This is a genomic window from Pedobacter sp. WC2501, assembly GCF_052682415.1.
In genome coordinates this window covers 1,787,330-1,801,599 of sequence record NZ_JBQZFI010000001.1, presented here as the reverse complement: position 1 = coordinate 1,801,599, position 14,270 = coordinate 1,787,330, and the positions used below count along the sequence as shown (strand labels likewise).

Here is a 14,270-nt window from a genome sequence, read left to right as displayed (position 1 = left end):
CATTAGCGCCAGTAAGCATTTTGGGTTAATAAACTATTCTGAGCAATCAGCTTTCTTGATATAGGCCAGTAAATCCCACCAGAATTAATGAGATTCATAAATTTGGCATCGTTCTGTTTGATCTTGTTGTAGCGGATCAGATCATACCACCTTGAGCCTTCACCCAACAATTCGCGGTGGCGCTCTTCGAAGATTAATTTTATGACGTCGTCTATGTTTATAGAAAGTCCGTCATCATATCTTCTCACCATCACAGAAAGCAGTTCATTTAAAGCTCCCTGTTGGTCGCCCAAAACTGAAAGCGCTTCTGCTCTTAATAACACGATATCTTCTAAGCGGGTAAAAACCAAAGCACTGGTAAAATACCTGAAGTTCGGATCTGTTCCTCCGCCCTGAATCACTTTTATTTTGCTGAAAATGGGATACTTACCGTTTATGTTCGTAAAATATCTTCCATCATATTTTGCCTGACCTAATGTATCAACTGCAAACCTTTGATCTTTGGCAACATTGAAATATTTCAGAATCGAATCTTTCGGAAGATAAATATCAGGAACTGACTTAGTCATAACCGGTTCAGCTAAAGTTAACTCTTCAATATGCCCGGTAGATGAACCATCCACGTGGCCATAATCGGAGTTAAAACCGAACATCTGCCTGGTGTTTTTATTATAGAAAAATCCATTGGAATTTGATAAATCAGCACTTCCCGTAAAACCGCCGGCACTTCTGCCATAATTATCTTCAACAAATTTGGCATATTTAGCAACGTTAGTATAATCGGCATTCCAGGCTGCCAAATGAGCTAAAACCGCGTATACCGTAACTTTTGTAGCCAAAGCACCGCCCCATCTGCCTGAAGTTTCATTATAATAATCAGTTGGCTGCTGTACATCGCCACCGCTATAAATAAATGGCAGATCAGCCGCTGCTTTTAGCATTTCCTGTTCAGCCCATGCTAAAATCCTGGCCTGGCTTTCGCGGGGTTTATTGGTAAATTTACCTTCGTCTGATGAGGTAATAAATGGTACATCGCCCCAAATTCTTACCATGTAGAAATAGGCAAAAGCCCTTAAAAACCTGGCTTGCGCAATATCCACGGTCATGTTATTGCCCGTGTATCGTTTATCTGTTTCTTTTACATGCCCGATATTTTCTAAGAAAACGTTGGCGCCGTTTACAATGGCATAAAACCTTGTCCAATCAGATAACGCCTCCATTACGGGATATGCTGCGTTTAAATTATTGCTGATTACAGCCTTTAAATCCTGTCTTTTCGGACTTAAAAACTCTCCTGTTCTTACATCACCATAAATCCAGTGGCCGTTATTATCTGATAAAGCAGCCCGTGTTAAAGCATAAACCCCCAAAATTCCCGATCGGGCATCCTCTACTGTATTCCAGGCATTTTTTTCGCCTACAACCCTGGTGGAATCGGTTTCTAAAGCTTTATTACAGCTCGAAAAGGCAATTATAGAAACCAGAAGTGTATATAATATATTTTTCATCTTACTTGATGTTTTGTTAGTTCTTGTTTTCATCTTAAAGGTCCATTTTAACACCCAGGGTATATGTTCTCGGAATGGGTTGCCCATAACCTGTATCAACGCCGTCGTAGCTTACCAGTTCAGGATCTTGTCCGGTGTATGGCGTGATGGTGAAAATGTTACTCACGGCACCGTACACAAAGAATTTGTTGATTTTGATGTTCCTCTTATTGAGCAAATTACCCAGTTCGTAACCTAATGAAACCTGCCTTAATTTTAGGAATGAAGCATTCTCTAAAAAAAGATCCTGATCTGCACGGTATGGGATTACCGTACTCCAGGGATTGTAAAGTGGATATTTTGAGTAATCGCCACGTTTCTCCCAGAAGGTAATTTCTTTAACAGAACTGATATCGGTATTGCCTTCGCGGTTAACAAAATCAAAATGGTTAGCCATCTCCTGGTTAATTAGCTTTCTGCCTAAATTGAAGTAGAGACTTGTAGCCAGGCTCCAATTGCCATATCTAAAATTGTTATCGAAACCACCTGCAAGGGTTGGTAATGAATGGCCTTTTAATACTTTATCGTTATCATCAATGGTATTATCTCCGTTTTGGTCTTTCCAACGTGGATCCCCAGCCTTTAAAACAATTCCTTTATATTTTAATTTTTGTCCGTTAACCGCTGGCACATCGGCATCTGAAGTATAAATGCCATTATTCTCCAATAACCAATATTGATCTACCGGTTGGCCAACTTTTAAAAATCTGTTCCCTACTACCAACTGATCTAATCCTCTTGGCAATGCTTTCAATTCGTTGGCGTTGTGATTGAAATTTAAGGCCGAATTCCATGAGAATTTATTTTTTGCGATGATCTGAGCACTTACTGTAAAATCGATACCCATGTTGTTAACAGACATTCCACTTTCGATAGATTGTTTATAACCATATTCGGCATAAGCAGGGATGCCAATTAATTGGTTTTTATCGGTTTTGCTATAAAGGTCAACAGAAACGTGAAGACGGTTTTTCAACATTGCCACATCAGCACCAACATTAAGTTGATCTGAGTACGACCAGGGCACACCATAACCTACCCAGCCAAATTGATAAGGACGTGTTAAAACACCGAACGCATTATATCCGGGTACCGTTAAATTACCGGTATAACCAACCGAGGCGGTATATTGTGGCCCCTGCGTATAATTATCGTAACTGAAGGTGCGCCCCATTCTACCAGCACTTGCACGCAATACTAAATCATCAACTGAGCTGTTATCTTTCAAAAATTCGTTTTTGATATTCCAGGCGGCCGAAATAGTTGGCGAATAAAACCAACGGCTTGTTGGTTGTGCGTTTGAAGAGCCATCTAAACGTAATATGGCTGATAAGAAGTATTTATCGCTAAATGAGTAGTCGGCTTTTCCATAAAAAGACAATAAGTTATCTTCTGTTTTATCTAAAAACCGGTAAGTTAATTCTCTTGGAAAGGCAACTGGTGTTAAATAACCTCCGTTATCCGTACCATCGTCATTTTTAGGTTTAGAATCCAGCAGATTGATTTTGATATAATCATTAACACCTTTATAAGCATAGGCGTTACTGTATTTATAAATATCCCATTGCATGGATTGCCCTAAGGCAAAATGAAAATCGTGAACCTTATTCAGGTTTAAATCGTAAGTTACTTTGTTATCCATCATTAATCTTTGGCTAAAGCCATAATAATTGGATGCATAACTGTTCCCTTGCAAAAGCGTTCTGGCATAAAAAACATCTCTATACCCCTCACTGTAATCGGCATTAAAAGATGATACCACCTTAAACCGGCCAAAAATCCCTTCTAATTTGGCATAACCCTGAATGGAGTTTGTTTTATTATCATCAAAACCTTTCTTATATTCTTGCAGGTATGAACCATAGAAATCTTTATTCGGAGGTAGAGGCGCGCTTAAATCAGGAAAATAATTAAGTTGTGCAAAGCGGTCGCGCAAGGTTTTATTTCTGTCGCGGTTTAAACGGTTCGCATTAATCATAGTCGAAAACAACAACCATTTGGTTGGTTTCATATTGATATTGAAAGTGGCGCTATAACGGTCGATACCCGTTTGATCTGCTACACCCTCACTTTTGGTATTACCCAATGCAAACCTAAAGTTCGCCCTATCCGTACCGCCGGCAAGCGAGAAATTAATGCCATATACCAGCGCATTTTTATAGTATAAATCTGTCCAGTCTGATTTTCCACTATACACATTATTTAGCGAATCGCTTAAATATACCGGATACTCTTCATCATCAGAATATCTGCCATTTGTGGTATATACATCATAAAAGCGCTGTCTGAACTCATTTTCGTATTTACCATTAATGGTATTTACAAATGGTTTTTGCACCATGCCTATATACGAGTTGAAAGATATAGCGCGGTATTTACCCACTGCTGTTTTTGAGGTTAAAACAATTACCCCATTAACACCCCTTGGCCCGTAAACAGAAGTGGAACCTAAATCTTTAAGTACCTCTACCGATGCAATATTATTCATATCGATACCGGCCAATAAATTAGTTGCAGGACCAATTCTATTAAAATCGAATTGTTGTATATCAAAAGCGAAAGGATGCTCCCGCACTAGTGGGATTCCATCAAGAACTACCAGAGGCTGGGCATCGTACAAATCCTTTTTAGATAATAGCGGCATTGCAGCCCCCCTAATAAACATATTCTGAATAGAACCTGGTTCGCCCGAGGGTTCCTGAACATACAGACCAGCAAAATTGCCCTTTAAATTTTGCTGTAATGAAATTGCAGGGAAGAGTGATAAATCTCTGGTATCTTTTTGTACACCACCAGACAATTTGTTGTAAAGTGTTTTTTTCCTGACCTGTTCAAGGCTATCTTTTTGCAAAGAATCTTTAGCCGATACGATCTTAATTTTCGTCGTATCCTGAAGGATCAAATTGTTAATTGTTAGGCCTTTATGAAGTTTTTTACCCACCGAAAAAACTGGTAAAACGTTTAATGTAAACGCGGCAAAAAAAACAAGGCACGCCCATAAGTATCGCATAGTTAATGGATCTTTAATTGGTAAAAAAAATGATTGCTAAAACTTATTTTTTCGGAAACGGCAAGATATGTCCTAAGTTAAAAAGACAGGAATTTTGGTAGTAGTAGTTAGGTATTCTCATAAAATTTAGTATTTGGTTAATTCAAATATATAATATACTAAAACGTTTTAATAGTGAATTGTCATTTTTATGAAATTTTTATTAAATAGTACAATAATATTTAATTCTACTAAAATAATTGTCAATCAGACAAGTAAAAAATAAATATTATCAAAATAATTTGAAAAATTAACATCCTATAAAACAGCATATAAGGCGATTTTTTACCAACAATTACAATAATTCGAACAATTTTATGTTGCTATTTCTTAAAACACTTAAACGTTTTAGTAAAAACATTAAAGAATGGAAAAGCATTACCGTTAAACTGCCTGCAATAGTTTTGGGCCAAGGCATAGCCGATGACCTATTATACCCTGCAGTCCGTCTGGTTACAATCGGTGGTACATATAAAAGAGAGGTTTAACTTATTGCTCAGTGGCTACCCGATAAGTAGGATCTTCTATAATGTTTACTGCTATAATCTGATCAGCATTTTTCAGCAAGCGTTTACAGTCGTTACTCAGGTGCTTTAATTGAAGTTTCTTGTCAACCAAACGGTAGCGTTCAGTTAGTTTATTCAGCGCATCAATGCCCGACATATCAAAAACGCGGCTCTGTTTAAAATCAATGATGATATGCTGAGGATCATGGACCACATCAAACAGCTCATTAAAATTGGCAATCGACCCGAAAAACAAGGAACCGAATATTTCATAGGTTTTTACACCATCAGCATCAATATGTTTACTGGCACGTATCCGTTTAGAACTTTCCCACGCGAAAACAAGCGCCGAAATAATTACACCTATTAATACAGCTAGTGCCAGGTTATGTAGCCAAATCGTAATTACAGCCACCATAATACCTATAATTATATCCTGTACAGGCATTTTATTAATCACTTTAAAGCTCATCCATTCAAAAGTGCCAATGGCTACCATCATCATTACACCAACCAGCGCGGCCATTGGTACACGATCAATTACAGGAGCACCTACCAAAATGATAACGAGTATGGTTAAGGCCGCAATAATGCCCGATAACCTTGCCCTCGCTCCTGCCGAAAGATTAACCAGCGTTTGGGCAATCATCGGACAACCGCCCATACCAGTAAAAAACCCATTTGTAATATTGGCAATTCCTTGTGCAATACTCTCCCTGTTCCCATTGCCTTTGGTTTCTGTAATTTCATCAACCAAGTTCAACGTAAGCAGGCCTTCTGTTAAGCCCACACCAGCCATAATGAGTGAATAGGGAAAAATGATCTTGAGCATATCCAGATTCAGCGGAACTTTCGGAATGTGAAAGGGAGGAAAGCCACCATTTACTGAAGCAATATCTTTAACCAGTTTGGTATCAATTCCAAAACATAAAACAACGAGGAAAACCACAATAATGGCTACCAGTGAGGATGGAATGGCTTTGGTTATTTTGGGGAGAATAATCACTATGGCAACAGTGAGCAATACCAGCGCCAACATAATATATAAAGGAGTACCGCTCAGCCATTCTATCCTGCCGTTAATAATTGTTTTGAATTGCTCCAGCTGCGACATAAAAATAATTACCGCCAAACCGTTAACAAAGCCGAACATTACGGGTTGAGGAACAAGCCTGACGAATTTCCCAAGTTTAAACAACCCCACTACGATCTGTATTACACCTGCTAAAGCCACTGCTGCAAAAACATATTCTATTCCCTGGCTTTTCATTAAAGCAATGAGCACAATTACCGTTGCGCCTGCTCCACCAGAAACCAAGCCTGGTCTGCCGCCTAAAACGGCCGTAATCAAGCCCATAATAAAGGCTGCGTATAAACCTGTTAAGGGTGGGAAACCCGCAAGAATAGCAAATGATAGCGATTCAGGGATCATGGTCATGGCTACCGTTAAACCTGCAAGAATTTCAGTTCTGTAATTTATTTTCTTTGAAAAATCGAATAGTTGCAGGTAAGGCTTCATCAGTAAAATTATTAGCAGCTGCAAATATCTAAAAAATTCTAACCTCTACCACTGACAGACTCCAATAGAATGGTCGTCATCTCTACCGGAGCAACGCGAAGTGGAGAGATCTTTGTACTATTTATTGAAATCTGATTTAAAAGATTTCTTGATGCCCTCTGCTTTGATCTTTTAAATCTGCGGGACAAATAAACATCAAAAACTTATTGCTAATCTGTAGCACTCATATCTAGGTTACAAATCCTGACCAGCTACATGATTTAAAACAAACTTTTAACATCCGCTGAAAAACCAAACTCAATGAAACTCTGTGTAGACCATTCAATTTTGAGCGGGCTGCCTGCATCTTTTATGCTTTCTGTACTCACATCCTTACCAGTTCCATAATTGATCTGTGCAAAAGGATTTTTATCGATATTGAGCACTAAAAGCAACCTGCTACCTTTTTGCAGCTGCTTGCTAAATACTTTCGACCTATAAAAAGGTATAGTTTCTAATTCCCCAGGCTTAAGCAAGTTCCTTTTGCTCATATCATATGCGTAACTGGCTCTTCCTAAATAATAAGAGAGCTGAAAATATTTGCCTGAAGGCGTAATTTCGTACAGAATGAGGCCTACATCCATATCCTTTTTGTTGATGATGGCTTTAAGCTGCCCCTCTAGTGCGCCTGACACTGAAACGACTTGATTAAATGGCTTCGTGATAAAAAACAATCCATTAGATCTGTCGATTTCTTTTTTGATGATCGGATCAGGGTAATAATCGTTGTAAAACTTGGTTCTACCGGTCAGATCAACCTGCTGATGCATGAAAATTTCTTTGGCTGGCTTTTGCTCCGACAGCATCATCCCGTTTTCTGCACTGTCCAGATAAAAGCGGATGTGGTAATCTTCCATCTTGGCCAATGAAGAAGCATGCTTCCACTTATTTGCGCCCATTACCTCAAAATTGATCTTATCTTTTAACAATGCAGGTTTCTTTCCGCCTTTAAGAATATAGTCGAGCCACTGGAAAGTGATTTCACGGGTATTGATTAGCGCTATTGAATCTACCTCATAACCTGAGTTCGATTAATCAGAATGCGAAAATTTGTGAAGATTGTTTGGTTTGATAATTAATAGCAGGCTTTTTGGGGAAGAATGAGTAGGCAATTAGCCCTGCGATTATATTTGAGATAAAGTTAGTGAATGACCTATGTCTTGAATGTTCTATCTGGCATATGTTTTTAAGCTCATCATTAACGGTTTCTATCACTGACCTTTTACGGAGCATAATCTTATCGTTCATGGTCATCAGGCTATTTTTCATATTGTTTCTGATACTGGTAACCAGATGTATATCACTGACGAACAGTATTTTGACCAACTGTTCGGAGATATATCCTTTGTCGGCGAAAAGCTTTCCGAATACAGCTTTTAAAAAGCTTTCGTTCTTCAGTGGTTCCCTATCATCCACATTGGCCTGTGTGATGGCAAAATTTAATACCTCGCCCTTGTCATTGATCACGATATGCAGTTTAAACCCATAGAACCAGCCCATTGTAGATTTCCCTACCTCCGCTATCCCCTTAAATACCTTGTTCCTTTTTATACGCTTATTGTTGCAGACCCGAATGGGAGTGGAATCCACAAATGAAATACCCGTACAGCGACCTAAACAGCAGGTTTTAAGGAAGATCGTCATTGGCATGAGCACGCTTTGGCTGAGTTCAACAAAGCGGTTATAGGACACGGTATTGGGGAATTCACTTTGCATATGCTTTTGGAGATAGAACAAATAGAAGTGTTTGAAGCACCTGAAGCCGCTTAGATGGAAGAGCAGGCAGATAGAGATTACTTCACTTTTAGACATGGATGCAGGACGCTTGGAAGGCTTGCCCAAAAGAAAAGGACTGGTGGTTTTATCAAAATCTTTGCAGAACTCATCTACAAGACAAAAAATATCACTAATTTTAGAGTAGTCAATCATCTGTTTTTATGTTTAAATATTTGAATGTCAGACACTTAAATATAAGCATAATTACTTTGATTGACTATTTTTTTCTCAAAATTATTAATCGAACTCAGGTTCATAACCTCTTAGCTTGGCTACTCCACCTATCTGCGATCCAAAATGATCATAAGGGCCTATAATTAAATAATGTTCAGCTGACGGTTTATACTTATAATGTTCGCGGAGATATTCTAATGCCGAAACCTGTCCATCATCGTAATAGCCGGTAATGCTGAGCACCGGAATATTGATGTGTTTAAAATCGAGCCCATAGGGTACCATCGACTGCCAGTAGGTATCATAATCAGGGTGGCTAAGCCATTTCTGCAACAATGGATTTGGTGTGCCATCAATGCTATCGATCTTGTTATAAGCAGCTCCGCTATTCCACCAATTCAACCTCATATTCCGCCAACGCGCATTATCATTATTTATAACATCATCGGTATACTTGTTATTAGTAATATAAAAGACCCACTGGTAATTAGCGGTTAAAAAAATATTGTTTTCCATAGGTAAACCAAGCCCTGGAATAGCTGCAACATAGGGCACAATGGTTTTTAATGCAGGATGTAAGTGTTTAGCCGCTGCCCATTGTGCAAAGCCTGAATAACTTCCACCATACATCCCCACCCTGCCATCGCTCCATGATTGTTGGATAATCCAATCAATAACCGCATTTACATCTTTGGTTTCATGTTCGTAAGGCACCGGCATATCGGGACTGAGCCTTTTTCCTCTTGCATCGGCAACAATACCAACATAACCATGATCAGCTGCATATTTGGCTTCCATCAAACTTCTATTCGTATTTGAATAGATAAAATAAAAAGAGTGCTGCTGGTAATTTCTGTAGAACACCTTTTTTCCTCACCACTACAGCAGATAATGTAATGCCGTATTTTGTTTTAATCATCACACTATCGTTAATGATGTAATTGCTGCTATCGGGCAAGGTTAGCTTTTGTTGTGCAAAAGTTTCCATGCCCATGATGAGGCATAGCACAGCCACCCCCAGTTTTACTAAGTTTATTTTCATGATCAAAAAATTATAGTTTATATTTTAATGAGGCTCCTTAATTTAACGGCCCGCCGTTCTGATACCCTGATTAAATTTCCCATCTTAAGCTCTACAAACATCCCCTCATCATCTTTTTTTATTGAACTGATGTTGTCAAGGTTAAATAATATACTTCTGCTTGCCCTAAAAAACCTTTGGCAATCGGGGTTTTCTTCCAATTTATTTAATGAGGTTTTGAGCAATACCTGCTCCTTTCCGAAAAAGAGTCGCGCATAATTTTCTACCGACTCGATCAAATGCACGTCTTTCCACTTGATGAGATGATGTTTGCCCCTGTCTTTCACAAAAATAGCTGTGCCATCGTTCGCACCAATCTTTTGTATGGCTTTATCCATTGCACTTCTAAAACGTTCGTCCCGTACAGGTTTCATCAGATAATCCATGGCGCTCACTTCAAAAGCCTGAACTGCATAACTGTCGAAAGCGGTTACAAAAATCACCTGTGGCACATGTACCAGATTTTCTAACAGATCGAAACCCGAACGACCAGGCATCTGTATATCCAAAAAAATCAGTTCAGGTTTTAAAAGTCCGATAAGCTGTTCAGCTTCATCAGCATTAGCAGCCTCGCCCAATACGGTAATCTGAGGATAGCTTTTTAACATCCTCATCAGCTCCTGCCTTGCGCCACGTTCATCGTCGATGATTAGCGTCCTAATATTTCTCATCTGATTGGGATTTTAATTTCGGCGCAAACTTTTTGCTCCATTTCATACAGGTTAAAAGATGCACGGTGCTGGTAGCTGAGATTGAGCCGTTCTTTCAGATTCTGCAGTCCTATGCCTGCCACCGTTTTATCCGGCTCTAATTTGCCAGGGTTTAAAACACAGATGCTTACCAATCCACCCTGCTCGTTAATTACTACTTCAATCTTTCCACCATGTTTTTCTAAAGCAATCCCATGTTTTACCGCATTTTCTACCAATGTTTGAATGCACAAACGTGGCACCAACAGACCAGAGAGCGAAATATCGATATCCAAATCGTAATTTAATCTTTCTTCCATCCTCAAAGCTTCCAGCTCCAGGTAATCCCTAACCAGGTCTACTTCTTCATTTAACCTGATCAACATGGCATTACCAATATATAATCCGCTACGTAACAGTTCGCTTAACAGATCAATTGCCCTGCCTGCAGCATCGGGGCGGGTGTACACCAAAGATTTTATATTATTGAGTGCATTGAATAGAAAATGGGGGTTTAACTGAGCAGAAAGATTATCCAGTTGCGATTGTTTAAAGATAAGTTCCAGTCTGGCATTTTCTACCGATAACCTGATTTCTCTTTTTGCATAATGGTAAAGATGATAGGCCAAAAGCCATATGGCCATTAAACGGATACCGGCAACAAAAATACCTGCTGCATTTAAACTAAAAAATTCAACAAATGACTGTGGTGGATGGCTCAGAAACAACAGCCTCACCAGGTACAATTTACCAATGGTAACAAGCAGATAAAAAACACCCATTACCGGAATAACAATCAACATTCGCCAGATCAGTTTCTCGAGGGAAAGATCCTGCCAACAATTTTTGTTTGCAAAATTACGGTATAAATGGGTAATTAAAATGTACATCAGCACATCCGAAACAAACTGCACAACAGCCAGATCGAATCTAAAATTACCCGCAGCAGACCAACCCTGGAATGTCCAATATAAAGCCGCCACCGACCAGCCAATTAGCTGACATTTCCAATAAAGCGATATGTAGGGTTTCTTTACCAAAATTTTCTGCGCTAAACAAAGCAACGAAAACTAATTTTAAGAAAAAAGACAAAGTACAGGAGTGTAGGGTTTTGGGGGATGAGTGGTTTTTAGGCTGGAATAATAGAATGGAAATAGTCCGGAGTCAGAAGTCGGGAGTCAATTGCGCAAAAGAACTAAACATATCTTGGTGCGCCGGTTAATCTTTTAAATCTGTGGGATTAACAAAATGATTAATCTGGTGTAGCGTCTATCTTTATCTTTACGTTTTAGAAGCAGACATTATCTAAAAAATCACATCTCTATGAAAAACCTACTCCTTCTATTCATCGTTTTCGCATTTGTTTCCTGTAAAAAACCAGAAAGATATGGTCCGCTGAACTTAAAAAACGGACAGGAAGTTGAATTACTGGTAAGCCATCGCTATGGTGCGGATAACGATCAGCTGTTAAAATTGCCTGGTAATGTAGATGCCGGCGCTTCGCTTTCCGGTTTTGATCAGCGGGAACCTGGTTATACTTACCGTGTTAAAGCGAGGTTCAACCGCGACGAAGTGCCCCTTCAAGACGGGCCTGAATACTACTTTATTTTTGAAAAGATAATCAGCAAAGAGCAATATAAAGGAAGTGAATCTTTTACCGTGCAGCTAATTACTTCGTATGTACCTGGAGGACCAGTAATAAGATTGAGCAAAACTGGGAATGACTATTATCTGATTCCAGGTAAGTTACAGCTCACTTATGCAAACAGCACCGTTCAGAACGAGCTGGAGGAAATCTGGTTGAACGCACAGGAAATTCGTGCAAACTGGCAAAATGGACAACAGCCAAAATGGAAGGCCATTAAAGCTACAGTGGTGCACGATCCGCAGCAATTTGGGAAAGCCTATTTGGTACAGCAGATACAATTTATTAATTAATGAGATTATGGGCCTGAGGTAAAGGCATGATTTAGGATGGACGTAAAGCCGATACCATACGCTTAATGTGATTAAGTTAAGCGCTGCGGTCGTCAGTCTGAGCGTAGTCGAAGACTTCTCGATATTGATAAATCGCAAATAAATACCCTTCGGCTACGCTACCAATAACAGATTCCAATAGACTGGTCATCATCTCGACCGGAGCAACGCGAAGTGGAGAGATCTATCAAAACAGATTTTGCTTCGCAGAGCCTTCGGGCTCTCGGCTGCGTTGCACTCCGCTCTAAATGATGCCCCTTGTATATCTGTCATCAACCCTCCGATGTATTTGAGAAATTCTACTCCTACCATTGACAGATCTTATAAGAAAGGTCGTCATTGCGAGGCACGAAGCAATCTTAAAGCGCACGCTGTTAGCGATCGTTGTAAGATTGCTTCGTCGGCTGAAAAAGCCTTCTCGCAATGACGGTGCCTCGGGGAGATTTATTCCTATTAAATTCTACTGTCATTTATATTGATTTTATGAGATAAATTACTCCTAAGGGTGGCTTTTTTTTTTGCAATTTGCCTTACTGGTCTTTGCGGTAAAAAAAGATAATGTTAGCTCTTTTGATCCGCATACACAACATCATAAAGATGATTTGGCTTTAAATAGATTACATTATTTTGAAAATCAAAAACCGTATTAAATCTTTTCAGAATATCGGTTCCAAGATAGTGAATGTTAATACCAGGCATGGGCTTATTTTGTTCCATCACTTGCGCAGGAACATTTTTAAGCTCAAAGTTGCCAATCTTCAAACTTTGCAGCTTTACTGTAGTCACCGGCACTTCGTTACCTCTTGTTCCATGCATCATCACCTTTTTGATCACTTCCATCCTTTCGGTTGGAAACCTCATTTCCCGCAGTAAATCATTATCCAGCATAACCGTGCGTTGGTAACCTAAATCAAACATAAACAGGCTTTTATTTTTGATTCCGCTTTGCGAAATTTCACTTTCTATAAAAGGTTTGTTTTTGATGTAGGAAATCTTAAACCTGGCGTATTGTTTATCCTGTAAAATCTCCCTTGGCATGGTAGAATGTATTATCATTTTATTTTGATCATAATCCAGGGCTACAATCATGCCGTCGAATATATCCCACCCCAGCAGTCCGTCGGTTTCGTTACCTGCTAATTCTATGTCATAAATCCTGCTCTTGTAGGTATGGTTTCCAATTTTTATACCGTATTCTGTATTGTAAAGTTTGAGTTTCGATTTCACTCTTTTCTCCAGTGCAGCGTTGGTAAGGTCTATGTCATTTGCGCCTGAATCAAAATTCAGCAACAGCGAGTCAACACCATTAAAAACGACCGGCAAAAAATTCGTGTTGTACTTATTAACAAAAAAGGGTATTGAATCGTGAATTTCGGGCAATACTTTACTGAAATTTTTTAGCGCAGGAGTGGTAATCTGAGTAAGGCACGAATCTTTGCCGTTTAACAAGACAATAAACTCCTTTTTCTGCCCCGGACTAATGCTAAAAACGATCGAATCAATATCGGTTTTGAATTTTACGCTTTCAGATTTTGTGAGCTTACCGGTTGTAAAAACATCCGGTTTTATTTTGGGATTGATATACCAGTTCGATACTGCGTTCTCCTGTTCATAAATTTTTGCCTGGCCAGCACTTGCCTTTACAACTGGCAATTTCTTTTGAGCAAAAGTATAAAAGGGCAATAAGGCGGTCAAGATGAGTAATATTCGTTTCATGAGCGTGTAATAGATAAAGGTTTAAGTTTTGCAAGAGATGATATTGATGGTTACCACCAAAAACTAAAGATAAAAGAATTAAAAATGGTTGTAAGCCTCTATAGATTTATTTTTTTGCTTTCTCTTCCCTAATCTATCTCAAATTGGCAAGCCATCAATAAGTCGCGTTTAACCCCTTAACTTGTCGTTTTTGCACG

The 14,270-nt window shown here is 39.1% G+C and carries 12 protein-coding genes; 2 read left to right on the top strand and 10 right to left on the bottom strand.

All coding sequences use genetic code 11. From position 1 onward, the window contains the following. Positions 1-2 precede the first annotated feature (2 nt). Entirely contained in the window at positions 3-1,508 is a 1,506-nt protein-coding gene (locus ACUN24_RS07820) for a RagB/SusD family nutrient uptake outer membrane protein (RefSeq protein ID WP_445561984.1), read from the bottom strand. A 34-nt stretch (positions 1,509-1,542) separates the two neighbouring features. Then, entirely contained in the window at positions 1,543-4,557 is a 3,015-nt protein-coding gene (locus ACUN24_RS07815; protein WP_445561983.1) for a SusC/RagA family TonB-linked outer membrane protein, read from the bottom strand. Between the two features lie 356 nt (positions 4,558-4,913). On the opposite strand from ACUN24_RS07815, the gene ACUN24_RS07810 reads away from it, so the two are divergent. Then, on the top strand, positions 4,914-5,084 hold the full coding sequence (locus ACUN24_RS07810; RefSeq protein WP_445561982.1) for a hypothetical protein: 171 nt from the start codon (positions 4,914-4,916) through the stop codon (positions 5,082-5,084). Position 5,085: 1 nt separating this feature from the next. Here the strand turns inward: ACUN24_RS07810 and ACUN24_RS07805 are convergent, their stop codons facing one another. From ACUN24_RS07805 to ACUN24_RS07775, 7 genes are all read right to left on the bottom strand, one after another. After that, entirely contained in the window at positions 5,086-6,621 is a 1,536-nt protein-coding gene (locus ACUN24_RS07805; protein ID WP_445561981.1) for a SulP family inorganic anion transporter, read from the bottom strand. Between the two features lie 260 nt (positions 6,622-6,881). Beyond that, on the bottom strand, positions 6,882-7,589 hold the full coding sequence (locus ACUN24_RS07800; protein ID WP_445561980.1) for a CocE/NonD family hydrolase C-terminal non-catalytic domain-containing protein: 708 nt from the start codon (positions 7,587-7,589) through the stop codon (positions 6,882-6,884). A 106-nt stretch (positions 7,590-7,695) separates the two neighbouring features. Continuing rightward, positions 7,696-8,589, bottom strand: a complete 894-nt coding sequence (locus ACUN24_RS07795; RefSeq protein ID WP_445561979.1) for an IS982 family transposase — start codon at positions 8,587-8,589, stop codon at positions 7,696-7,698. An 84-nt stretch (positions 8,590-8,673) separates the two neighbouring features. Continuing rightward, positions 8,674-9,408 (bottom strand): CocE/NonD family hydrolase, encoded by a 735-nt coding sequence (locus tag ACUN24_RS07790; RefSeq protein ID WP_445561978.1) that lies wholly within the window; start codon positions 9,406-9,408, stop codon positions 8,674-8,676. Between the two features lie 7 nt (positions 9,409-9,415). Continuing rightward, the gene (locus ACUN24_RS07785) at positions 9,416-9,652 is read right to left on the bottom strand and encodes a hypothetical protein (protein WP_445561977.1); all 237 of its coding nucleotides are present in this window, start codon (positions 9,650-9,652) and stop codon (positions 9,416-9,418) included. A 17-nt stretch (positions 9,653-9,669) separates the two neighbouring features. Next, the gene (locus tag ACUN24_RS07780; RefSeq protein WP_445561976.1) at positions 9,670-10,362 is read right to left on the bottom strand and encodes a LytR/AlgR family response regulator transcription factor; all 693 of its coding nucleotides are present in this window, start codon (positions 10,360-10,362) and stop codon (positions 9,670-9,672) included. Then, on the bottom strand, positions 10,359-11,363 hold the full coding sequence (locus ACUN24_RS07775) for a sensor histidine kinase (protein WP_445561975.1): 1,005 nt from the start codon (positions 11,361-11,363) through the stop codon (positions 10,359-10,361). The genes ACUN24_RS07780 and ACUN24_RS07775 overlap by 4 nt, the downstream gene beginning before the upstream one ends. A gap of 340 nt (positions 11,364-11,703) precedes the next feature. Between ACUN24_RS07775 and ACUN24_RS07770 the strand changes: the two genes are divergently transcribed. Beyond that, the gene (locus ACUN24_RS07770; protein ID WP_445561974.1) at positions 11,704-12,318 is read left to right on the top strand and encodes a hypothetical protein; all 615 of its coding nucleotides are present in this window, start codon (positions 11,704-11,706) and stop codon (positions 12,316-12,318) included. A gap of 600 nt (positions 12,319-12,918) precedes the next feature. Here the strand turns inward: ACUN24_RS07770 and ACUN24_RS07765 are convergent. Beyond that, positions 12,919-14,073 carry an aspartyl protease family protein gene (locus ACUN24_RS07765; protein ID WP_445561973.1) on the bottom strand — a complete coding sequence of 385 codons (1,155 nt, stop codon included), beginning with the start codon at positions 14,071-14,073 and terminating at the stop codon, positions 12,919-12,921. Positions 14,074-14,270 lie beyond the last annotated feature (197 nt).

Bases quoted from the DNA above. Each gene is read 5' to 3' on its own strand.
- ACUN24_RS07820 (WP_445561984.1), bottom strand. From the start codon at position 1,508: ATGAAAAATATATTATATACACTTCTGGTTTCTATAATTGCCTTTTCG.
- ACUN24_RS07815 (WP_445561983.1), bottom strand. From the start codon at position 4,557: ATGCGATACTTATGGGCGTGCCTTGTTTTTTTTGCCGCGTTTACATTA.
- ACUN24_RS07810 (WP_445561982.1), top strand. From the start codon at position 4,914: ATGTTGCTATTTCTTAAAACACTTAAACGTTTTAGTAAAAACATTAAA.
- ACUN24_RS07805 (WP_445561981.1), bottom strand. From the start codon at position 6,621: ATGAAGCCTTACCTGCAACTATTCGATTTTTCAAAGAAAATAAATTAC.
- ACUN24_RS07795 (WP_445561979.1), bottom strand. From the start codon at position 8,589: ATGATTGACTACTCTAAAATTAGTGATATTTTTTGTCTTGTAGATGAG.
- ACUN24_RS07790 (WP_445561978.1), bottom strand. From the start codon at position 9,408: ATGGAAGCCAAATATGCAGCTGATCATGGTTATGTTGGTATTGTTGCC.
- ACUN24_RS07785 (WP_445561977.1), bottom strand. From the start codon at position 9,652: ATGAAAATAAACTTAGTAAAACTGGGGGTGGCTGTGCTATGCCTCATC.
- ACUN24_RS07780 (WP_445561976.1), bottom strand. From the start codon at position 10,362: ATGAGAAATATTAGGACGCTAATCATCGACGATGAACGTGGCGCAAGG.
- ACUN24_RS07770 (WP_445561974.1), top strand. From the start codon at position 11,704: ATGAAAAACCTACTCCTTCTATTCATCGTTTTCGCATTTGTTTCCTGT.
- ACUN24_RS07765 (WP_445561973.1), bottom strand. From the start codon at position 14,073: ATGAAACGAATATTACTCATCTTGACCGCCTTATTGCCCTTTTATACT.